Here is a 20,679-nt window from a genome sequence, read left to right on the forward strand (position 1 = left end):
CGGTCGCTCGACAACGATCCGTCGACACTCGACCCCCGGGCAAGACGAGTTCGATGAGGAGCTGTCAGCGATGGATCCCCACCCGCTCACCCGACGACGTCTCCTCGGCCTGTTCGGTGCCGCCGCCTCCGTTCCGGTCCTCTCGGCGTGCGGCAGCAGCGTCGGCGGCTCGGACGGCGGGGACGCCGCCGGTGGGGGCGGGGGCACGATCAAGGTCGGGCTCGTGGTGCCCCAGTCCGGCGTCTACGCGGCCCTCGGCACGGACATGCAGCGCGGCTGGCAGCTCTGGCTGGACCAGAACGGCGGCAAGTTCGGCGACCACAGCGTCGAGACCGTGGTCGCGGACGAGGGCGAGACCCCGCAGACGGGCGTGCCCGCGGTGCAGAAGGTGCTGCAGAGCGACGGGGTCGACGTGGTCGTCGGCCTGGTCAACTCGGCCACCGCGCTCGGCGTGCGGGACGTGATGGCGGAGTCGCGCAAGCTGCTGATCGTCACCAACGCAGGGGCGGAGGACGTCACGGGCCCGGGGGGTACCCCGTACGTCTGGCGCACCTCGTTCACCAACGGGCAGATCTCCGCCGCGATGGGCGCCCACCTCGCCGAGGCGGGCTTCTCGGAGGGCGTCTACGCGATCGCGCCCGACTACGCGGCGGGCACCGAGGTGATCGAGCACTTCAAGCGGGCGTTCGAGGCCGGTGGCGGCCGGGTGGTCGGCGAGGTGAAGACGCCGTTCGGCACCACGTCGGACTACCAGCCCTTCCTCACGGGGATCCAGGACTCGGGGGCGCGGGCGACGTTCTGCTTCTTCTCCGGCTCCGAGGCGATCACGTTCGTCCGCCAGTACGCGCAGTTCGGGCTCGCCGGGTCGATCCCGCTCTACGGCTCGGGCTTCCTCACCGAGGGGAACGTGCTGCCCGAGCAGGGCGACGCCGCGCTCGGCGTGCAGAACACGCTGCACTACAGCGACCAGCTGGACAACCCGACCAACAAGGCGTTCGTCGACGCCTACACCACGGCCCACGGCGAGGCGCCGAGCTGCTTCTCGATGGCCACCTTCGACGCGGCGAACGTGCTGCACCGGGCCATGGGCAGTGCCACCGCCCTCGACGGTGACGCCCTCGCCACCGCGCTCGGTGGCATCGGCACGATCGACGACAGCCCGCGCGGCCCGTGGGCGTTCGAGAACCAGACGCCGCGGCAGAACATCTACCTGCGCAAGGTCGAGAACGTCGGCGGCACGCTGGTGAACGCCGTGATGGAGGATCTCGGTCCGCAGAGCCAGCCAGCGGCGGTCTGATGCTCGTCTCCGTCCTCAACGGGCTCTCCGTGGGGTTCCTGCTGTTCATCCTCGCGGTCGGGCTGTCGCTCGTGTTCGGGATGATGGACGTGCTGAACCTCGCCCACGGCGCGCTCTTCCTCGGCGGGGCCTACCTCGGCGCGGCCCTCTCCGGGAGCTGGGGCGGGTTCCTCGGCGCGCTCGCGATCGCGGCGGTGGGCGGGCTCCTCGCCGGGGCGGTGCTGTCGCTGATGACGGGGCCGTTGCGCCGGCGCTCGCACCTGGACCAGGCGCTCCTCACGCTCGGGGTGGCGTTCGTGGTGGCCGAGCTGTTGATCATCGCGTTCGGGGACGACCCGCTGTCGGTGGCCGCCCCGCCCGCGCTGGACGGCTCGGTCACCGTGTTCGGCGCGGTCTACCCGGCCTACCGGCTCGTGCTGATCGGCGTCGGCGCGGTGCTGGCGGTCGCGGTGTACCTGGTCGTGGAACGCACCCGGGTCGGCGCGCTCGTGCGGGCCACGGTGGCCGACCGGGACATGGTGGCGACCATCGGCGTCGACAACCGCCTCGTCACCACCGCCGTGTTCGCCGTCGGGTCGCTGCTCGCCACCACCGCGGGCGTGCTCGGCGGGCCGATCTACGGCGCCCGGCCGGGCCTCGACGCCACCGTGCTCATCCTGGCGCTGGTGGTCGTCGTGATCGGCGGGCTCGGCTCGGTGCGCGGCGCGCTGGTCGGGGCGCTGATCATCGGGCAGGTCGACACCCTCGGCCGGATGCTGCTACCGGAGCTGGCCTCGTTCGTGCTGTTCGCGGCGCTCGCCCTCGTGCTGGTGCTGCGGCCGCAGGGCCTGTTCGGCGGGCCCGCGGCGGTCGGTGCCCGGTGACCGCGGTGGAGGCCCCCATGGTTCCGGGTGGCGCGCCGGCGGTCACCCCGCGGGCGCCGCGGGGCCGGGCCTGGATCGTCACGGTGGCCGTGGTCGTCGTGCTCGCGGCCGTGCCGCTCTTCCTCGCGCCGTTCGCCACCACCACGCTCACCCGCATCCTGGTGTTCGCGCTGTTCGCGGTGAGCCTCGACCTGCTCGTGGGCGTGACGGGGCTCCCGTCGCTCGGCCACGCGGCCTACTTCGGCGCAGGCGCCTACGCCGCCGGCTGGGTGTCGATCAACGTGACGGCGGAGGCTCCGGTGCCGCTGCTGGCCGGGGCCGCGGTCGGTGCGGTGGCCGCCGCGCTCACCGGGTGGATCACGGTGCGCAGCGCGGGCGTGTTCTTCCTGATGCTCACGCTCGCCATCGGCGAGACCGTGCAGCAGCTGGGCAACGCGTGGGACTCCGTCACCGGCGGCGCGAACGGGCTCACCGGGATCCCGTCGGTGCGCATCGGCGGGGCGCCGCTCACCAACGCCGGGTTCACCTTTTGGTACGTGCTCGCGGTGTTCCTGCTCGGGTTCGCGCTGGTCTGGCTGGTGGCGCGCTCGCCGTTCGGGGCCGCGTTGCGCGGGATCCGGGACAACGAGGCGCGGATGCGGGCGATCGGCTACCCGACGGCGCTCTACAAGTACGCGGTGTTCGTGCTCGCCGGTGGGGTCGCCGGGCTCGCGGGCTCGCTGCTCGCCGCGCAGGCGCGGCTCGTCGCGCTGCCCGACCTCGGCTTCGCCACGGCGGCGTTCGCGCTGCTCGCCGTGGTCATCGGCGGGGCCGGGTCGCTCTGGGGCGCCTGCCTGGGCGCGGCGCTCGTCATCGTGATCCGCGACGCGCTCGGCCCCAGCCTCGGCGGCCACGGCACGCTCGTGCTGGGCGCGGTGTTCGTGCTGGTCGTCTACCTGCTGCCGCGCGGCGCGGCGGGGATCCGGCTGCGCAGGAGGCCGTCGTGACCGCGCTGCGCTGCACGGGCCTCGGCCGCTCCTTCGGCGCGCTCAAGGCCGTCGACGGCGTCGACATCACCGTCGAGCCGGGCGCGCGGCACGCGCTGATCGGGCCGAACGGCGCCGGGAAGTCCACCCTGTTCAAGCTCGTCACCGGCACGATGCGGGCGCACGCCGGCACCGTGGAGCTGGCCGGCCGCGACGTCACCCGGCTGTCGGAGGTGGCGCGCTGCCGGCTCGGGATGAGCCAGACGATGCAGCACGCGAGCCTGTTCGGTTCGATGACGGCGGCCGAGACGGTCGCGCTGGCGGCGGCCCGGCACGGGGGCGGGCGGATCTCGCCGTTCCCGCGCCGGCGCCCGGCGGTGCGGGAGCGGGCCGATGAGCGAGCTTGCGAGCGAGTCGATGTCACAGCGCCCGCGCGAAGCGCGCGGCCGAGCGCAGCGAGGACGTGCGAGGAGCTGCTCGCCGAGGTCGGGCTCGCCGACCGCCGCGACGTACCCGTGCCGGCCCTCTCACACGGCGAGCGCAAGCAGCTGGAGGTGGCGCTCGCGCTGGCCTGCCGCCCGTCGCTGCTGCTGCTGGACGAGCCCGCGGCCGGGATGTCGCCCGCCGAGAGCGCGCGGCTGCTCGAGCTGCTCGCGGCGCTGCCGGCGGAGATCACGGTGCTGTTCGTGGAGCACGACCTGGACCTGGTGTTCTCCCTCGCCGACTCCGTCACCGTTCTGCACCTCGGGCGCGTGCTGCTCTCCGGCACGCCCGACGAGGTGCGTGCGAGCGAGACCGTGCGCGAGGCGTACCTGGGGGCCGGGCGGCGGGAGGAGCTGTTCTTCACATGAGTTTCCTCGAGGTCCGCGGGCTGGTCTCCGGGTACGACCGGGGTGTCGTGCTGCACGGGGTCGACCTCGACCTGGACGCGGGCGCGGTGCTCGGACTGCTCGGGCGCAACGGCGTCGGCAAGTCGACGCTGATCATGACGCTGGCCGGGCTCGTGCCGCCGTCCGCGGGATCGGTGCTCCTGGACGGCCACGAGCTGGCCGGGCAGCGGCCGGACCTGGTCGCGCGGGCCGGGGTGGCGCTCGTCCCGCAGGGGCGGCGGGTGTGGGCGACGCTGACCGTGGCCGAGCACCTCGCCCTCTCGTCCCGCTCGCGCGCGGGCACCTGGACCGTCGACACCGTGCTCGACCTGCTGCCCCGGCTCGGCGAGCGCCGCCGGCACCTCGCGGGCCAGCTCTCCGGTGGCGAGCAGCAGATGCTCGCCGTCGCGCGGGCGCTGCTGACGAACCCGCGGCTCGTGCTGCTCGACGAGCCGTCCGAGGGGCTCGCGCCGGCGATCGTCGACCAGATCGCCGGCGTCGTCACGACCATGCGCGACGAGGGGGTGGCGGTGCTGATCGTCGAGCAGGACCTGCACCTGGCCTTCGCGGTGGCCGGGGAGATCGCGGTGATGGAGAAGGGTGTGCTCGTGCACCGGGTGCCGACGCCGGAGTTCCGCCGCGACCCGGACACGGCGTACCGCCTGCTCGGCGTGGCGTGACCACCGCGCCGCCGATGCGGCCGTGATGCAGCCTCCGCCCTCGCGCACGAGACTTCACACACCCAGGACCGGCTTCACAGAAGGCCGGCTTTTGTGTGAAGCCAATGCTGGATGCGTGAAGTGGCTCGTGTGCCGGCGCGGCGAGCGCCTCAGGTGCGCCCACCCGTCGTCAGCACCGTGCGGATCGTCACCGCGTCGCGCAGCAGCACCGTGACGGGCGTGCCGTCCACCACTGCCGCGAGCTGCTCCCGCAGGTCGGTGCCCACCTCGCCGTCCACCGTGACGCGCCGGTCGAGCATCGGCGGCGCGGTCGGGTGCACGCCCACGTGCACGGTGACGGCGCCGGGGTCGATGTGCCAGCGCTGCAGGAACGTGCGCACGGACATGGCCGTGCACGCCGAGAGGGACGCCGCGAGCAGGCCGAACGGGGTGGCGCCGGGCGGCTCGGCCCCGGTGCCGTCCGGCACCGCGCAACTCAGCTCGAACCCGTTGACGACGAGGTCGGCGGCGTCGCTCTCGGGCGTCGGCAGGCAGGCGACGGACCAGACGTTCGGCTCTCCCACCGGGTCAGCGTAGAACCCCGGATCTCGCTCGCACACCAACCGTGGTGGCGGCACATGAACAGCAGTTGGTGTGCCGGCACCGAAGTTGGTGTGTGACGCGGGGGCGGCGCTGCCGGTGGGTACCCGTCCGGTAGTTGATCGAACGTGTGTGCGATCCTCCTTGTGGCTGCCCGGCTCCCCGGCGGCCGTCGCCGGGCCGGCGCACCGGTTCTGTCGGTGGCCGCGCCTAGCATGGATCGAGGGCCTCTCTCGGCCCTGCACCCGCATCTCAGGAGGCTTCACCACCGTGGCCGACCGTCTGGTAGTACGCGGCGCCCGCGAGCACAACCTCCGCGGCGTCGACCTCGACCTGCCGCGCGACAGCCTCGTGGTGTTCACCGGCCTTTCCGGGTCGGGCAAGTCCAGCCTCGCGTTCGACACCATCTTCGCCGAGGGGCAGCGCCGCTACGTCGAGTCGCTCTCGGCGTACGCGCGGCAGTTCCTCGGGCAGATGGACAAGCCCGACGTCGACTTCATCGAGGGCCTGTCGCCGGCCGTCTCGATCGACCAGAAGTCCACCAACCGCAACCCGCGGTCCACGGTCGGCACCATCACCGAGGTCTACGACTACCTGCGCCTGCTCTACGCCCGCGCGGGCGTGCCGCACTGCCCGGTGTGCGGCCACGTCATCGAGAAGCAGACCCCCCAGCAGATCGTCGACCAGGTGCTCGCCATGGAGGAGGGCAGCCGGTTCCAGGTGCTGGCGCCGGTGGTGCGCACCCGCAAGGGCGAGTTCGTCGACCTGTTCTCCAACCTGCAGGCGCAGGGCTACTCCCGCGTGATGGTCGACGGCACGATCCACCCGCTCACCGACCCGCCCAAGCTCAAGAAGCAGGAGAAGCACGACATCTCCGTGGTGGTCGACCGGCTCACCGTCAAGGAGTCGGCCAAGCAGCGGCTCACCGACTCGGTGGAGACGGCGCTCCGGCTGGCCGACGGGCTTGTCGTGCTCGACTTCGTCGACCTCCCCGACGACGACCCGCACCGCGAGGTCCGCTTCTCCGAGCGGATGGCCTGCCCCAACGGCCACCCGCTCTCGCTCGACGACCTCGAGCCGCGCACGTTCTCCTTCAACTCGCCCTACGGCGCGTGCCCCGAGTGCACCGGCATCGGGATCAAGAAGGAGGTCGACCCCGAGCTCGTGGTGCCCGACCCGGAGCGGTCCCTCGAGGAGGGTGCCATCGCGCCGTGGGCGGGCGGGCAGTCCGCGGAGTACTTCGGGCGCCTGCTGGACGGGCTGTCCCGCGCGGTCGGCTTCCGCATGGACACGCCGTGGCGCAAGCTGGGCGCCGCGGCGCAGAAGGCGGTGCTGCACGGCACCCAGGACCAGGTGCACGTCCGCTACCGCAACCGGTACGGGCGCGAGCGCTCGTACTACGCCAACTTCGAGGGCGTTGTCCCGTTCCTGGAGCGGCGGCTCGACCAGACCGACTCCGAGTACGCGCGCGAGAAGTACGAGGGGTACATGCGCGACGTGCCCTGCCCGGCGTGCAAGGGGGCGCGCCTGCGGCCCGAGGTGCTGGCCGTCACGCTGGCCCACCGCACGCAGGGGGAACGGTCCATCGCCGAGGTCACCGCGATGTCGGTGGGCGAGTGCTCCGAGTTCCTCGACGGGATGCGGCTCGACGCGCGGCAGACCGCGATCGCGGGGCGGGTGCTCAAGGAGGTGCAGGCGCGGCTGGGCTTCCTGCTCGACGTCGGGCTCGACTACCTCTCGCTCGACCGCGCCGCGGGCACCCTGTCCGGCGGTGAGGCGCAGCGCATCCGGCTGGCCACGCAGATCGGCTCCGGTCTCGTCGGCGTGCTCTACGTCCTCGACGAGCCGTCGATCGGGCTCCACCAGCGCGACAACCGGCGGCTCATCGAGACCCTCTCCCGGCTGCGCGCCCTCGGCAACACGCTCATCGTCGTCGAGCACGACGAGGACACCATCCGGCACGCCGACTGGATCGTCGACATCGGCCCGGGGGCGGGGGAGCACGGTGGTCAGATCGTCCACAGCGGCACGGTCGCGGAGCTGGAGGCGCACGACACGTCGCTCACCGGCGCCTACCTGTCCGGCCGCCGCTCGATCCCGGTGCCCGACATCCGCCGCCCGCGCGACCGGAAGCGGCAGCTCACGATCGTCGGGGCGCGCGAGCACAACCTGCGCGGCATCGACGTCGACATCCCGCTCGGCTGCCTGGTGTCGGTCACCGGGGTGTCCGGATCGGGCAAGTCCACGCTGATCAACGACATCCTCGCCACCGTGCTCGCCAACAAGCTCAACGGCGCCCGCCAGGTGCCGGGGCGCCACACCCGGATCACCGGGCTCGACGGGCTCGACAAGCTGGTGCGGGTCGACCAGTCGCCGATCGGCCGCACCCCGCGGTCCAACCCGGCCACCTACACGGGCGTCTGGGACAAGATCCGCACGTTGTTCGCGTCCACCACCGAGGCGAAGGTGCGTGGCTACCAGGCGGGCCGGTTCTCGTTCAACGTCAAGGGCGGCCGCTGCGAGGCGTGCTCCGGTGACGGCACCATCAAGATCGAGATGAACTTCCTGCCCGACGTCTACGTGCCCTGCGAGGTCTGCAAGGGCGCCCGGTACAACCGGGAGACCCTGGAGGTGCACTACAAGGGCAAGACGGTCGCCGACGTCCTCGACATGCCCATCGAGGAGGCCGCCGAGTTCTTCGCGCCGATCAACTCGATCGCCCGGTATCTGCGCACCCTCGTCGACGTCGGCCTGGGGTACGTCCGGCTCGGACAGCCCGCGCCCACCCTGTCCGGCGGCGAGGCGCAGCGCGTCAAGCTCGCCTCGGAGCTGCAGAAGCGGTCCAACGGCCGCACGATCTACATCCTCGACGAGCCCACCACGGGCCTGCACTTCGAGGACATCCGCAAGCTCCTCGACGTGATCAACGGGCTGGTCGACAAGGGCAACTCGGTGATCGTCATCGAGCACAACCTCGACGTCATCAAGACGTCCGACTGGCTCATCGACATGGGGCCGGAGGGCGGCTCGGGCGGTGGCACGGTCATCGCGCAGGGCACCCCGGAGCAGGTGGCCGCCGACGAGGCGAGCTACACGGGCCAGTTCCTGAAGGGCCTGGTCACGCCGGAGGCCCCGAAGGCACCCCGCCGCAAGAAGGCAGCCGCCGCGAGCTGATTCGCGCTCTCGTACGCACCTTCGTGGGGGCGCGGGTTGGTGGGGTTGGCGGATTTCCGGGTGTGCCTCGCGTTGGCCTGTCGGAGATGTGATGCGGCCGGCCCCGCCGCACTGTCGTGGACTCGCCCCGGGCACGCGGGTGGGCATGTGGCGCGTTGCGCGCTGCGGTGACGGGCGGGGCCGGCTGGAGGACTACCGATCGTGTGGGCGCTCTGCGAGATGCTCGTCCTGCCTCCCGGCCCTGGGTACGGAGCACTCACCTCGGGTGCTCGTCGACCGCGTGTGGTCACCTAGTGGTCGAGGTGCGACCCGAGCATGATCGTTGCGAGATCGCGTTCAGCGCCCTGGCCGGGGCGATCCGGCGCAGTTCGGAGCGATCATGCGGCCTTGATCGTTCCGAGACCACGGTTCGCGTCCTCGTGGGGGCGGTTCCCCGCATCTCGGATGGATCACCAGCGGCGGATCCGAGCGAGCCTCGGCCGTGCACCTCCAGGAAGCGCTCCTGTTGCACGAACGGCACGTTCGTCCCGCTCTATTGGACGAAAGTGCCGTTCGTGCAGTCGCGACAACTCAGCGCATGGCTCCTTCTCGGGTGTCGCGCTCCACCCACGTCATGTCGGCGTAGCGGTCGCCCGCGGGGCGCAGGGCGTCGAGGCGGGCCAGGTCGGCCGGCGTGAGGGTGACGTCGAGCGCGCCGGCGTTCTCCTCCAGGTAGCGGACGCGCTTCGTCCCTGGGATGGGGACGACGTCCTCGCCCTGTGCGAGCAGCCACGCCAGCGCGGCCTGCCCCGGCGTGGCGCCGTGGGCCGCGGCGATCTCCCGGACCACCCCGACGATCTCGAGGTTGCGCTCGAGGTTCTCCTGCTGGAACCGCGGCAGGGTGCGGCGGAAGTCGTCGTCGGCGAACTCGACGGGCAGGGTGCCGGTGAGCAGGCCCCGCCCGAGCGGGCTGTAGGGCACCAGGCCGATGCCGAGCTCCCGGCACGCCGGCAGGACGGCTCGCTCGATGTCGCGGCTGAACACCGACCACTCCGACTGCACGGCCGCGATCGGGTGCACGGCCGCGGCGCGCCGGATCGTCTCCGCGGAGCTCTCGGAGAGCCCGAGGTGACGCACCTTCCCGGCCGCGACGAGCTCGGCCATCGCGCCGACGGTCTCCTCGATCGGCACCTCGGGGTCGGGCCGGTGCAGGTAGTACAGGTCGATGTGGTCGACGCCGAGCCGGCGCAGGGACGCGTCGCACGCCCGGCGCGCGTGGGCGGGGCTTCCGTCGACGCCGCTCGGATAGCCGTCCTCGCCGGTCAGGATGCCGAACTTGGTGGCGAGCGTGACCTCGTGACGCCGGTCCGCGAGCACGGTGGCGAGCAGCTCCTCGTTGGCGCCTTGGCCGTACATGTCGGCGGTGTCGAGGAGGGTGACTCCGAGGTCGAGGGCCCGGTGCAGGGTCGCGACCGCCTCGCCGCGGTCGGCGGTGCCGTACGCGAAGCTCATGCCCATGCAGCCGAGGCCGAGCGTGCTCACGGGGAGGGGACCGAGGGCACGGGTGGGTAGGGACACAGGTGTCTCCTGAGGTGAAAGGGAAGAGGAACGGACGAGTGGCGGATTACGGCTCGGCGTACCCGCCGTACGCGGCGATCTTGAACTCGACGGTCTGGAGCGCGAACGTGAGCTCCTGGATCTGCGCCCGGACCGCGTCGCGGTGCGCGACGAGCAGCTCCCGCCGCTCCGGCACGCTGACGTCGCCCGCGGCGACGAGGGCGATGTAGCGCTGCAGGTCGCGGATGGACATCCCCGTCATCCGCATCCGGTTGAGGAACACCACGCGGGCGTAGTCGCCCGTGCTGTACAGCCGGTAGCCCGCGGCGTCGCGGGCGACCGAGAGCAGTCCGATCCGCTCGTAGTACCGCAGCGTGTGGGCGGAGACGCCGGTGCGCTCGGCCATCTCGGCGATCGTCAGCGTCGCGCCCGGGGAGGGCACCGCCTCGTCCTGCCTCTTCAGGCGGTCCAGCGCGGCGTCCACCGATGCGGTCATGGCTACGACGGTAGGCCTTCGAGCGCGCTCCAAAGCAAGCTGCTACCAGGCGACGGGGAGGTGGTGCACGCCATAGATGTTGGAGTCGGTGCGAAGTGGCACGTCGGCCGCGTCGCAGTCCAGCCGCAGCGTCGGGAACCGGGAGAGCAGCGCGGGGAAGGCCACCCGCATCTCGACGCGCGCCAGCTGCTGGCCGAGGCACTGGTGGATGCCGTGGCCCAGGGTCAGGTGGCCGGTGGCGCGCCGGCGCAGGTCGAGGGTGTCCGGGTCCGGGTACTGCGCGGGGTCGCGGTTCGCGGCCTGCATCGAGACCGTGACGCTCTCGCCCGCCCGGATCGGCTGCCCCTCCACCTCGACGTCCTCCAGCGCGGCCCGGACGTTGGTGTGGGTGATCGTCAGGAAGCGCAGCAGCTCTTCTACGGCACCGTCGACGATCCCGGGGTCGGAGCGCAGCACGGCCAGTTGGGTGGGGTGGCTGAGCAGCGCGAACGTGCCGAGACCGAGCATGTTCGCCGTGGTGTCGAGGCCCGCGCTGAGCAGGAAGGCGCCGGTGCCGGCGAGCTCGTCGTCGGAGAGGTCGGTGCCGGTGAGGCTGCTGAGGACGTCCTCGCCGGGTGCAGCCCGCTTGGCCCGCACCAGGTCGAGCAGGCACGCGTGGAGGGCATCGACGGCCGCGGCCTTCTCCTCCGGTGCGGTGGTCATGTCGGTGAGCGTGTGGACGTGGCGCTGGAACGTGTCGCGGTCCGCGTAGGGCACGCCGAGCAGCTCGCAGATGGCGAGCGCGGGGATCGGCGACGCGAACGCCGTCACCAGGTCCACCGGCCCGCCCCTGCGCTCCATGGCGTCCAGCCGTGCCGCGGTGATCTCCTCCACCCGCTCCGTGAGCGCCCGCATCCGGCGCACGGTGAAGTAGCCGACGAGCAGGCGCCGCAGGCGCGTGTGCTCGGGTGGGTCGATCCCGGTGAGGTCGCCGACCGTGGCCGTCGGCAGCTGGGGCGGAGCGCCCTCCATCGGGATCGGCAGGTGCATGAGCTCGTAGCGGCTGCTGAAGCGGCGGTCCGCGAGGACGGCGCGCACGGACTGGTAGCCGGTGGCGAGCCAGCCGTCGTGGCCGTCCGGGTAGGTCATCCGGACGAGCGGGTGCCGCTCGCGGATCCCGGCGAGCTCGGCGGGCGGGTCGAAGGGCCGGTCCGGGTGGCGCAGGGTCGGGAGGGTGGTGACGCGCGGGGCGACGGTCTCGGTCATGTCGGTGCTCCGTTCAGCGGCGGTTGTAGCGGCGGATCGCCCAGGCGTAGCTGCCGCACGCGATGGCGGCGCTCCAGAGGAGCGTTGCGACGGCGTTCGCGCCGACCGGCGTGCCCATGAGCAGGCCGCGCACGGTCTCGATCACCGGCGTGAACGGCTGGTACTCGGCGAACCAGCCCAGCCCGGCCGGCATGGAGCCGGTGGGCACGAACCCGCTGCCGAGGAACGGCAGCAGCATGAGCGGCATGGGTGTGTTGCTCGCGGTCTCGACGCTGCCCGCGCTCATGCCGAGCGCGACGCCGAGCCAGATCAGGGCGAACGAGAAGACGGCGATCATGCCGAGCGCGGCGAGCCACCCGCCGACGCCCGCGGTCGGGCGGAACCCCACCAGGACCGCGACGCCGGCGACCACGAGGACCGACAGCATCGTCTGGACCATGCTGCCCAGCACGTGCCCGGTCAGCACCGACGGCCGGAAGATCGCCATCGTGCGGAACCGGGCGATGATGCCCTCGGTCATGTCCGTCGCCACCGAGACGGCGGTGCCGCTCACGGCGGTGCCCACCGTCATGAGCAGGATCCCCGGGGTGACGTAGGTGGCGTAGTCACCGCGGTCGCCGCCGAGCCCGGCGCCCAGCGTGCCGCCGAGGACGTAGACGAACAGCAGCAGGAAGATCACCGGCATCCCGACGAGCATCAGCGTCATCGACGGGTAGCGCTGCAGGTGCCGTAGCTGGCGGCGCAGCATGGTGGTGCAGTCGCGCAGCGGGTGACCGGCGAGAGCGGTGGTCATCGGGAGATCGCCTCCTCCGGCGTCGGGCGCCCGGTGAGGGCGAGGAACACGTCGTCGAGGTCGGGGGTGTGCACGGTCAGCCGGTCGACGGCGAGGCCGCGGCGGTCCAGCTCGTCCAGCAGGTCGCGGATCTCGTGGGCGGTCCCGCCGCTGGCGACCTGCAGGGCCAGCGCGGCGTCGTCCCGGGCAGCGCCTATGAGCACGCGGGCGGCCGCGTCGAACCGGGCGGCGTCGGGGAAGGTCAGCCGGACGTGGCCGCCGGGCACGAGGCTCTTTAGCTCGTCGGCCGTGCCGGCCGCGACGATCCGGCCGTGGTCGAGCACCGCGATGCGGTCGGCGAGCTGGTCGGCCTCCTCCAGGTACTGCGTGGTGAGCAGGACCGTGACGCCGGTGGCGGCGAGCTCGCGGATCATGTCCCACAGCGCGCGCCTGCTGCGCGGGTCGAGTCCGGTGGTCGGCTCGTCGAGGAAGAGCACCCGCGGGCGGCCGACGAGACCCATGGCGAGGTCGAGGCGGCGGCGCATGCCGCCGGAGTAGGTGGCCGCCGGCCTGGGCGCGGCCTCGACCAGGTCGAAGCGCTCGAGCAGGTCGCCGGCCCGGCGCCGGCCCTCGGCCCGGGGCAGGTGGTGGAGGTCGGCCATCAGGACGAGGTTCTCCTCGCCGGTGAGCAGGCCGTCGACGGCGGAGAACTGACCCGTGACGCCGATCGCCGCGCGCACCGCGTCGGGGTCCGTGGCCGGGTCGTGGCCCGCGACGCGCGCGCTCCCGCCGTCCGCGGGGACCAGCGTCGAGAGGATGTTGACGGTGGTGGTCTTGCCGGCGCCGTTCGGCCCGAGGAGCGCGAGGATCGATCCGGTCGGGACGTCGAGGTCCAGGCCGGTGAGCACGACCTTCTCGCCGTAGGCCTTTCGCAGGCCGCGCACGGTGATCGCAGGCACGCCTGGGCTCCTCATCGGGTGCGGTGCGAGTCGGGGCGCCGGATGACGATGTCGCCGACGGAGGTGCGGGTGCTGACGGTCGCGACCTCGTCGGACTCGCCCGGGCCGTCGGCCGCATCGAGGCCGTTGCGGACCCGGCCGAACTTCGTGTGCACGTCCAGCCGCGCGGCCGTGCCGGGGCGGATGCCGATCTCGACGTGGCCGTTGGCCGTCTTGAGCGAGATGTCACCGCGCACGATCTCCTCGACGAGGATGCCGCCGTTGGAGGTGGTGGCCGTGACGGCGGCCAGCGCCGTGTCGATGGTGATGTCGCCGTTCGCGGACCGGCAGGTGAGGTCGCCCTCGACACGGCCGACCTGGGTGGTGCCGTTGAGGTTCTTGATCGTCGTGGTGCCGCCGATCTCGTCGATGCGCACGGCACCCGCGGACTTGATCTCGGCGGCCCCGCCGATGCGGCGTGCGGTCACCCGGCTGTTCGTGCTCAGCTTCGCGGGACCGGTGCGGTCGACGGTGAGGTCGCCCATCGAGGTGGTGAAGTGACAACGCCCGAGTTCGCCCGTGGTGTGCAGGTCGGCGATCCACGCCTCGCCGTGCACCGCGGAGCCCGCGGGCAGCTCGATCTCGATGTCGAGCGCCCCGGCGTTGCGGGACGGGCCGAGCACGCGCCACGGCTGCGGAGCGTGGATCTCCAGGCGACCGTCGGCGAACTCGGTCCTGGTCCGTGCCGCGAGCTCGACGTCCTTGGCGTTGGACGGGTCGCGCGGTCCGATGGTGAGCACGGTGTCGGTGCGTTCGCTCGCCCGCAGCCGGATGTCGGCGACGGTGAGGGCGAGGGCGAGCGTGATCGGCTCCGGGGTGGCGAACGTGGGCATGGCAAAGCCCTCCTGCGTCGGAGTTGTGGATGTGGGGCCCGGGTACGGGCAGAGGTCAGCGGACCCAGCCGGTGAGGCTCTGGCCCCCGCGCATGGTGCGGGGCGGCGGCTGGGGTGCGTCCGGGATGAGCGCCGCCGATGCGGCCCGGACCAGCCACGCGTTCACCGAGAGGCGCTCCTTGCCGGCGGCCTCCTCGACCCGGGCCTTGAGGGTGTCGGGCAGCCGGAGGTTGATCCGGGTCATCGCGCCGTCGTCGAGATCGGGTGGCGCCGCGCCGCCGGCGCCACCCCCCGTGGTGCCGGCGGCGTCGTGGTCGGGGGCGGCGCCCGCGTCGTCCGCCGGGGCCGGGGTGACGGCGAAGCCGGGCTCCCGCCCGCGCAGCCGTATCTCGACCGAGCCGGGCGCCAGCTCCCGGGTGATCTCGTCGGCGGCCTCGGACAGGGCTTCCAGCAGCACCAGCCGGACGGCGGACTCCAGCGGGGCGGTGAGCCGCTCGGCGAGCGCGTGCGCGTCCTCGCCGCCCGCGGCCGCGGCGATCCCGAGCTCGTAGCGCAGCCGCTCCACGTGGGGCGTCAGGTCCATGGGAGCCAGAATGGCATCACAATGGTGCCAAGTCAAGGAGGGTGTGGTGCCACAGGTGGTGTCGGGGCAGACTTGGGCCTCGTGTTGATCGGGCTGCTGGGCGCCGTCGAGGCGCGGCGGGACGGCGCCGCCGTCCCGCTCGCTGGCCTGCGCGTGCGCGGGCTGCTGGCCCGGCTCGCGCTCGACGCCGGACGGACCGTCCCGGTGGCGGCGCTCGTCGACGCGCTGTGGGGCGACGCCCCGCCCGGCAGCGCCGCCAACGCGCTGCAGGCACTGGTGTCCCGGCTGCGCCGCGCCATCGGACCGGACCTCGTCGCCACCGTCGCCGGGGGCTACCGCCTCGACGTGCCGGCGGACGCCGTGGACGCCGCGCGGTTCGACGCCCTGGCCGGCGCCGCGAGCGGGGCGGGCGACCCGCGCACCGGCCACGCGCTGCTCGGGCAGGCGCTCGGCCTGTGGCGTGGCCACGCGCTCGCCGACGTGCGGGAGCTGCCCTTCGCCGAACCCGCGGCGCACCGGCTGACCGAGCGCCGGGCGGCGGCCGTCGAGGAGCGGGCGCGGCGGGCGCTGCTGCTCGGCGAACCGGGCCAGGAGATCGACGCGCTCACCGCCCAGCTGGACGCCGCGCCGCTGCGCGAGACCACCGCCGCGGTGCTGGCCCGGGTGCTGCACGCCGCAGGCCGCCAGGCCGACGCGCTCGCGGTGCTGGACCGCACCCGGCTGAGCCTCACCGAGGAGCTGGGGGTCGACCCGGGGGCCGAGCTCGAGGACGCCCGGCTCGGCGTCCTGCGTGGCGCCGCGGGCCCGGTGCGCCGTCCGGTGCCGGTTCCCGCACTGACCAGCTTCGTCGGGCGCGAGCGCGACGTGGAGCGGCTCTGCGAGCTCCTCGCCACCGGCCGGCTCGTCACGCTCATCGGGCCCGGTGGCGCGGGCAAGACCCGGCTGGCGCGAGAGGCGGTCGGCGGCCGGGTGGACGAGTCCCGGCTGGCCGAGCTCGCCGCGCTGACCGACGCCCACCAGCTGCCGGCGGCCCTGCTCGCCGCGGTGGGTGAGCCGGAGCTACTGGTCGGCTCCGGCGACGGGGCCGAACCGGACACGACGGCCCGGCTCGTCGCGACGCTGACCGGGCGCCGGGTCGTGCTGGTGCTGGACAACTGCGAGCACCTCGTCGACGCGGTCGCCGCCCTCGCGGAGTCGCTGCTGCACGCCTGCCCCACCCTGCGGGTGCTGGCGACGAGCCGGGAGCCGCTCGGCGTCGTGGGCGAGGTGCTGCACCCCGTCGACGCGCTCACCCCGGCCGACGCCACGCACCTGTTCGTCGACCGCGCCGCCGCCGTGCGGCCCGGGTTCGCCCTCACCCCGGACGTGGCGCCGGCCGTGGCCGAGATCTGCCGCAGGCTCGACGGCCAGCCGTTGCCGATCGAGCTGGCCGCCGCGCGGCTGCGCACGCTGTCCCCCGCCGAGATCGCCGCGCGCCTCGACGACCGGTTCCGGCTGCTGACGTCCGGTGCGCGCACGGCCCTTCCGCGGCACCAGACGCTGCGGGCGGTGGTCGACTGGAGCTGGGACCTGCTCGGCGAGCCGGAGCGGGCCGTGGCCCGGCGGCTCGCGGCGTTCGCCGGCGGTGCCACGGCCGCGGCCGCCGAGCGCGTCTGCGCCGGTCCGCCCGTGGCCGGTGACGTGTTCGAGCTGCTCGCGTCGCTCGTCGACAAGTCGATCGTGGTCGCCGTCCCGCAGCCCCACGGCGCGCCGACCCGCTACCGGATGCTAGAGACGATCCGCGAGTACGCGGGCGAGCGCCTCGACGAGGCGGGGGAGCGCGGCGCCGCCGAGGCCGCGCACCTCGCGGTGCTCGTCGATCTCGCCGAGACGGCGGAGGCGCACCTCCGCGGCGCCGACCAGCTGCCGTGGCTCGCCCGGCTGCGCGCCGAGGCCGACGAGATCGACGTCGCCCTGCAACGCGCGGTCGTGGCGGGGGACACGGCGACGGCCCACCGGGTGGTGGCCGCCATGGCGTGGTCGTGGGTCATCCGCGGGCTGTTCGACGACCTGACGCGGTGGCTCGACGCCCTCCACGCGATGGACGGCCCGGTCCCGGCCCGGGCCCGGGCGCTCAACCACGCGCACATGGCGCTCGTCCGAACGTCCCGGCGCGACTTCGCGGCGGTGCGGGGCGAGATCGACAGCGCGATCGACCTGTGCCGCGAGCTGCCCAGCCCGCTGCCACCGCTGCTCGAACTGGCCAGGCCGTGCTTCGCGCTGTTCGGCGGGGCCGACGGCGCGGACGTCGAACGCCTGGCCGTGGAGTCCGGCGATCCGTGGGTGCGCGGCTTCGCCCACCACATGCTGGCGATGGTCGCCGAGAACGACGGCCGCGTCGACGAGGAGCGGCGCCAGCTGCGCGCGGCCCACGAGGAGTTCCGCACCGTCGGTGATCGTTTCGGTCTCGGGATGGCCGTCCACTCGCTCGGCGAGCTCGAGGACATCGCGGGCCAGCACGACGCGGCGGAGCGGGCCTACGACGAGTCGATCGCGCTCGCCATGGAGCTGGGCAACGACGACGACCTGCCGCTGTTCCTCGGCCGCCGCGGGATGCTCGCGGCGCGGCGCGGCGATCTCGACGCCGCCCGCGCCTGCCTGCAGGAGGCGCTCGCCCTCCCGTCGGCCACGCCCGGGAACGACGGCGCGTTGTCGATCTCGCTCGCCCACGTCGAGCGGCTGGCCGGGAACCTCGAGGAGGCCCGGCGCCATCTCGCGGGCGCGGGCACGACCGCCGGCGTCGACCGGCCGCACCGGGCGGCGGCCCGGGCCACGGCGGAGGCCTCGATCGAGCTGGCGGCCGGCGGCCGGACCGCAGCGCGGGCCCATCTCGCGGACGCCGCCGAGGCCGCGGCGGAGGCGGCCGACGGGCCGGTGGTCGCGGTGGTCGCCGAGGTGGCCGCGGCACTCGCGCTGGACGACGGTGACGCCGCGACGGCGGCGCGGCTGCTCGGCGTCGCCGCAGCGCAGCGCGGGGCGGTCGACCTCGGCAACCCGGAGGTGCTGGACGCGTACGACCGCGCCCGCGCCGCGCTCGGCCCCGCCGTCGACGAGGAGGTGCGGCGCGGCCAAGAGCTGCCCCGCGACGAGGGCCTCGCCGCCCTCGTCGCGTACGTGGGCGGGCCGGTGGCCCCGCACCGCGCTCAGGTCCGCCGCTGGTAGAGGACCACCGCCAGCGGCGCGAAGATCGCGACGATCACCGCGGACGCGACCAGCGCCGCCGTCGCCGGACCGGCGACCGGCCCGCCGGTCAGCAGCCCGCGCACGGCGTCCGACAGCTTCGACACCGGGTTGACCTCGACGAACGCGCGGAGCCACCACGGCATCGTCTCGGCCGGGACGAACACGTTGCTGCCGAAGGTGATCGGCAGCATGATCAATGCGCCGAGCCCCTGCACCGATCGCGGCTGCCGGACCACCATGGCGAGCGCGGTGAACACCCAGCAGAGCGCGAACGCGAACACCGTGACCAGGCAGAGCGCCGCGATCACGGCGACCGGGCCGGTGCCGAACCGGAACCCGAGGACCACCCCGAGCACGAGCATGATCAGCCCGGACGTGAGGTACCGGACGAGGTCGGCCGCGATCGCCCCCACCAGCGGGGCCGACCGCGCGATCGGGAGGCTGCGGAACCGGTCGAAGATCCCGCTGTTCAGGTCGTCGGCGAGCGCCACGCCGGTGCCGGCGGATGCGAACACGAACGTCTGCACGAGCACGCCGGGGAGCGCGAACTGCAGGTACGTCTGCGTGTCCCCGGAGATCGCGCCGCCGAAGACGTAGACGAACAGCAGGAGGAAGATCACCGGTTGCAGGGTGACGTCGAGCAGTGCCTCCGGCGAGTGGATCGTCTTGACGATCCCGCGGCGGGCGAGCGCCGCGCTGTGCCGGAGGTTCGCCGGGAGGGCGGGTGCCGCCTCGATGACGGTCGTCATGCCGCCACCTCCTGCTCGTCGAGGGCCGGACTCGGGGCGTTCCCGGTCAGGGTCAGGAAGACGTCGTCCAGGCTCGGCAGCCGCAGGCCCAGCTCGGCGACCGCGATGCCGGCCTCGTCCAGCCGCAGGCCGAGCCGGTGCAGCAGGCCCGGCCCGCCGCCCGGCACGATCAGCTCGCCCACGGAGTCGCTGCTCGGCAGCGTGCCCGGGGCGGTCTCGGCGAGGAGCGCGGCGACGCGGGGCAGGTCCTCGCGGTGCAGCGGCCGGACGTGCAGCCGCTGGCCCCCGACCTCGGCCTTCAGCGTGGCCGGGGTGCCGGCGGCGATCACGCGGCCGCGGTCGAGCACGACGAGGTCGTCGGCGAGCTGGTCGGCCTCCTCCAGGTACTGCGTGGTGAGCAGCACCGTGACGCCGTCGGCGACGAGCGTGCGGACCGCGTCCCACACCTCGCCGCGGTGCCGCGGGTCGAGCCCCGTGGTCGGTTCGTCGAGGAACAGCACCTCGGGCCGGCCGACGAGGCTGACGGCGAGGTCGAGCCGGCGGCGCATGCCGCCCGAGTAGGTGCGCACGAGCCGTCCCGCGGCCTCGGTGAGGCCGAACCGCTCGATCAGCTCGGCCGCCCTGGCCCGGGCGGCGCGGCGCGGCAGGTCGAGCAGGCGCCCGACGAGCACGAGGTTGTCGGTGCCGGTCAGCGCCTCGTCGACGGCCGCGTACTGGCCGGTGAGCCCGATCAGCCGGCGCACGCTCGGGGCGTCGTGCACGACGTCACGGCCGAGGATGCGGGCGCGCCCGCCGTCGGGGCGCAGGAGGGTGGTCAGCACCCGCACGGACGTGGTCTTGCCGGAGCCGTTCGGGCCGAGCAGGCCGAGCACGGTGCCTCGGCGGGCGGAGAAGCCGACGCCGTCGAGCGCGGTCGTCCCCGTGAAGTTCTTCACCAGGCCCTCGGCCTGGATGACTGGTTCCATGGCGACGAGACTGCGGGACCTCGCTGACAGCCCGGCGACATTCCGCTGACAGAACCGGGTGGGCGCGGGGCGCACCGACCCTGGTACCCTCCGGAATGCGACCACCCTGTCGCGCGTTGTGCTGCGTGTCAGGGCGACAAGCGGAGCCCCGCTCCCACCCGCCACCTCGAAGGTGACCGGGTCCGGTCCGCCGGTGAGCCACCAGGCCTCCACCGGTGTATCACGGGTCTTCGCTCCGTCGCGCCCTACGACGTCGATACGAGGAGACCCCATCAGCACAGAGACGCGCATCAACGACCGCATCCGCGTTCCCGAGGTCCGCCTGGTCGGGCCGAACGGGGAGCAGGTCGGCATCGTGCGCATCGAGGACGCCCTGCGGCTCGCGCAGGAGGCCGAGCTCGACCTCGTCGAGGTCGCGGCCCAGGCCCGCCCGCCGGTCTGCAAGCTCATGGACTACGGCAAGTTCAAGTACGAGAGCGCGCAGAAGGCCAGGGAGTCCCGCCGCAACCAGCAGCTCACCACGATCAAGGAGCAGAAGCTCCGGCCGAAGATCGACACCCACGACTACGAGACCAAGAAGCGCAACGTCGTGCGCTTCCTCGAGGGTGGCAACAAGGTCAAGGTCACGATCATGTTCCGCGGCCGCGAGCAGTCCCGCCCCGAGCTGGGCTTCCGGCTGCTCCAGCGCCTCGCAGAGGACGTGGCGGAGCTGGGTACGGTCGAGGCCGCACCCAAGCAGGACGGGCGGAACATGACGATGGTGATCGCTCCGAACAAGAAGCCGGCCCCCCGCCCGCGTGTCACCACCCCCGCAGCGGGGCCGGCGGACGTGCCGGAGGGCTGACTGCTCCAC

At 73.5% G+C, this 20,679-nt stretch carries 18 protein-coding genes; 8 read left to right on the top strand and 10 right to left on the bottom strand.

Features of this window, described 5'->3' with window-relative positions; translation table 11 throughout:
* Nucleotides 1–70: 70 nt before the first annotated feature.
* The 5 genes from ACU436_RS38770 to ACU436_RS38790 are packed head-to-tail and all read left to right on the top strand — an operon-like array spanning nt 71 to nt 4,674.
* A complete protein-coding gene (locus ACU436_RS38770; protein WP_459032106.1) occupies nt 71–1,297 on the top strand; it encodes an ABC transporter substrate-binding protein in 1,227 nt (408 codons plus the stop codon).
* On the top strand, nt 1,297–2,160 hold the full coding sequence (locus ACU436_RS38775; RefSeq protein WP_459032107.1) for a branched-chain amino acid ABC transporter permease: 864 nt from the start codon (nt 1,297–1,299) through the stop codon (nt 2,158–2,160). Before ACU436_RS38770 ends, ACU436_RS38775 begins: the two co-directional genes overlap by 1 nt.
* A 17-nt stretch (nt 2,161–2,177) precedes the next feature.
* Nucleotides 2,178–3,146, top strand: coding sequence for a branched-chain amino acid ABC transporter permease (locus ACU436_RS38780; RefSeq protein WP_459032108.1), 969 nt, complete (start codon nt 2,178–2,180; stop codon nt 3,144–3,146).
* Complete coding sequence (locus tag ACU436_RS38785; protein ID WP_459032109.1) at nt 3,143–3,976, top strand: ABC transporter ATP-binding protein; 834 nt, start codon at nt 3,143–3,145, stop codon at nt 3,974–3,976. Before ACU436_RS38780 ends, ACU436_RS38785 begins: the two co-directional genes overlap by 4 nt.
* On the top strand, nt 3,973–4,674 hold the full coding sequence (locus tag ACU436_RS38790; RefSeq protein WP_459032110.1) for an ABC transporter ATP-binding protein: 702 nt from the start codon (nt 3,973–3,975) through the stop codon (nt 4,672–4,674). Before ACU436_RS38785 ends, ACU436_RS38790 begins: the two co-directional genes overlap by 4 nt.
* A 149-nt stretch (nt 4,675–4,823) precedes the next feature.
* On the opposite strand, the gene ACU436_RS38795 is transcribed toward ACU436_RS38790, so the two are convergent.
* Nucleotides 4,824–5,237 (bottom strand): OsmC family protein, encoded by a 414-nt coding sequence (locus ACU436_RS38795; RefSeq protein ID WP_459032111.1) that lies wholly within the window; start codon nt 5,235–5,237, stop codon nt 4,824–4,826.
* A gap of 286 nt (nt 5,238–5,523) precedes the next feature.
* Here ACU436_RS38795 and uvrA point away from each other — a divergent pair, with 286 nt between their 5' ends.
* A complete protein-coding gene (uvrA, locus tag ACU436_RS38800; RefSeq protein ID WP_459032112.1) occupies nt 5,524–8,427 on the top strand; it encodes an excinuclease ABC subunit UvrA in 2,904 nt (967 codons plus the stop codon).
* A gap of 570 nt (nt 8,428–8,997) precedes the next feature.
* On the opposite strand, the gene ACU436_RS38805 is transcribed toward uvrA, so the two are convergent.
* Genes ACU436_RS38805 through ACU436_RS38835 form a run of 7 tightly spaced genes read right to left on the bottom strand, consistent with a single transcriptional unit; the run spans nt 8,998 to nt 14,890 of the window.
* On the bottom strand, nt 8,998–9,984 hold the full coding sequence (locus ACU436_RS38805; RefSeq protein ID WP_459032113.1) for an aldo/keto reductase: 987 nt from the start codon (nt 9,982–9,984) through the stop codon (nt 8,998–9,000).
* A gap of 46 nt (nt 9,985–10,030) precedes the next feature.
* Complete coding sequence (locus ACU436_RS38810) at nt 10,031–10,459, bottom strand: MerR family transcriptional regulator (protein WP_459032114.1); 429 nt, start codon at nt 10,457–10,459, stop codon at nt 10,031–10,033.
* Between the two features lie 42 nt (nt 10,460–10,501).
* The gene (locus ACU436_RS38815; RefSeq protein WP_459032115.1) at nt 10,502–11,704 is read right to left on the bottom strand and encodes a cytochrome P450; all 1,203 of its coding nucleotides are present in this window, start codon (nt 11,702–11,704) and stop codon (nt 10,502–10,504) included.
* A 13-nt stretch (nt 11,705–11,717) separates the two neighbouring features.
* Complete coding sequence (locus ACU436_RS38820) at nt 11,718–12,497, bottom strand: ABC transporter permease (RefSeq protein ID WP_459032116.1); 780 nt, start codon at nt 12,495–12,497, stop codon at nt 11,718–11,720.
* Nucleotides 12,494–13,450, bottom strand: coding sequence for an ATP-binding cassette domain-containing protein (locus ACU436_RS38825; protein ID WP_459032117.1), 957 nt, complete (start codon nt 13,448–13,450; stop codon nt 12,494–12,496). The genes ACU436_RS38820 and ACU436_RS38825 overlap by 4 nt, the downstream gene beginning before the upstream one ends.
* Nucleotides 13,447–14,307, bottom strand: coding sequence for a DUF4097 family beta strand repeat-containing protein (locus tag ACU436_RS38830; RefSeq protein WP_459032118.1), 861 nt, complete (start codon nt 14,305–14,307; stop codon nt 13,447–13,449). Before ACU436_RS38830 ends, ACU436_RS38825 begins: the two co-directional genes overlap by 4 nt.
* Before the next feature lie 55 nt (nt 14,308–14,362).
* The gene (locus tag ACU436_RS38835) at nt 14,363–14,890 is read right to left on the bottom strand and encodes a hypothetical protein (RefSeq protein WP_459032119.1); all 528 of its coding nucleotides are present in this window, start codon (nt 14,888–14,890) and stop codon (nt 14,363–14,365) included.
* An 81-nt stretch (nt 14,891–14,971) separates the two neighbouring features.
* Between ACU436_RS38835 and ACU436_RS38840 the strand changes: the two genes are divergently transcribed.
* A complete protein-coding gene (locus ACU436_RS38840) occupies nt 14,972–18,091 on the top strand; it encodes a BTAD domain-containing putative transcriptional regulator (protein WP_459032120.1) in 3,120 nt (1,039 codons plus the stop codon).
* On the opposite strand, the gene ACU436_RS38845 is transcribed toward ACU436_RS38840, so the two are convergent.
* Together ACU436_RS38845 and ACU436_RS38850 are read right to left on the bottom strand one after the other, a co-directional pair.
* Nucleotides 18,073–18,861 carry an ABC transporter permease gene (locus ACU436_RS38845; protein WP_459032121.1) on the bottom strand — a complete coding sequence of 263 codons (789 nt, stop codon included), beginning with the start codon at nt 18,859–18,861 and terminating at the stop codon, nt 18,073–18,075. The genes ACU436_RS38840 and ACU436_RS38845 overlap by 19 nt on opposite strands.
* On the bottom strand, nt 18,858–19,826 hold the full coding sequence (locus ACU436_RS38850; RefSeq protein WP_459032122.1) for an ATP-binding cassette domain-containing protein: 969 nt from the start codon (nt 19,824–19,826) through the stop codon (nt 18,858–18,860). The genes ACU436_RS38845 and ACU436_RS38850 overlap by 4 nt, the downstream gene beginning before the upstream one ends.
* A 256-nt stretch (nt 19,827–20,082) precedes the next feature.
* On the opposite strand from ACU436_RS38850, the gene infC reads away from it, so the two are divergent.
* Complete coding sequence (gene infC, locus ACU436_RS38855; protein ID WP_459032152.1) at nt 20,083–20,670, top strand: translation initiation factor IF-3; 588 nt, start codon at nt 20,083–20,085, stop codon at nt 20,668–20,670.
* Nucleotides 20,671–20,679: the final 9 nt, after the last annotated feature.

It is taken from the genome of Pseudonocardia wallangbongensis (assembly GCF_054486945.1).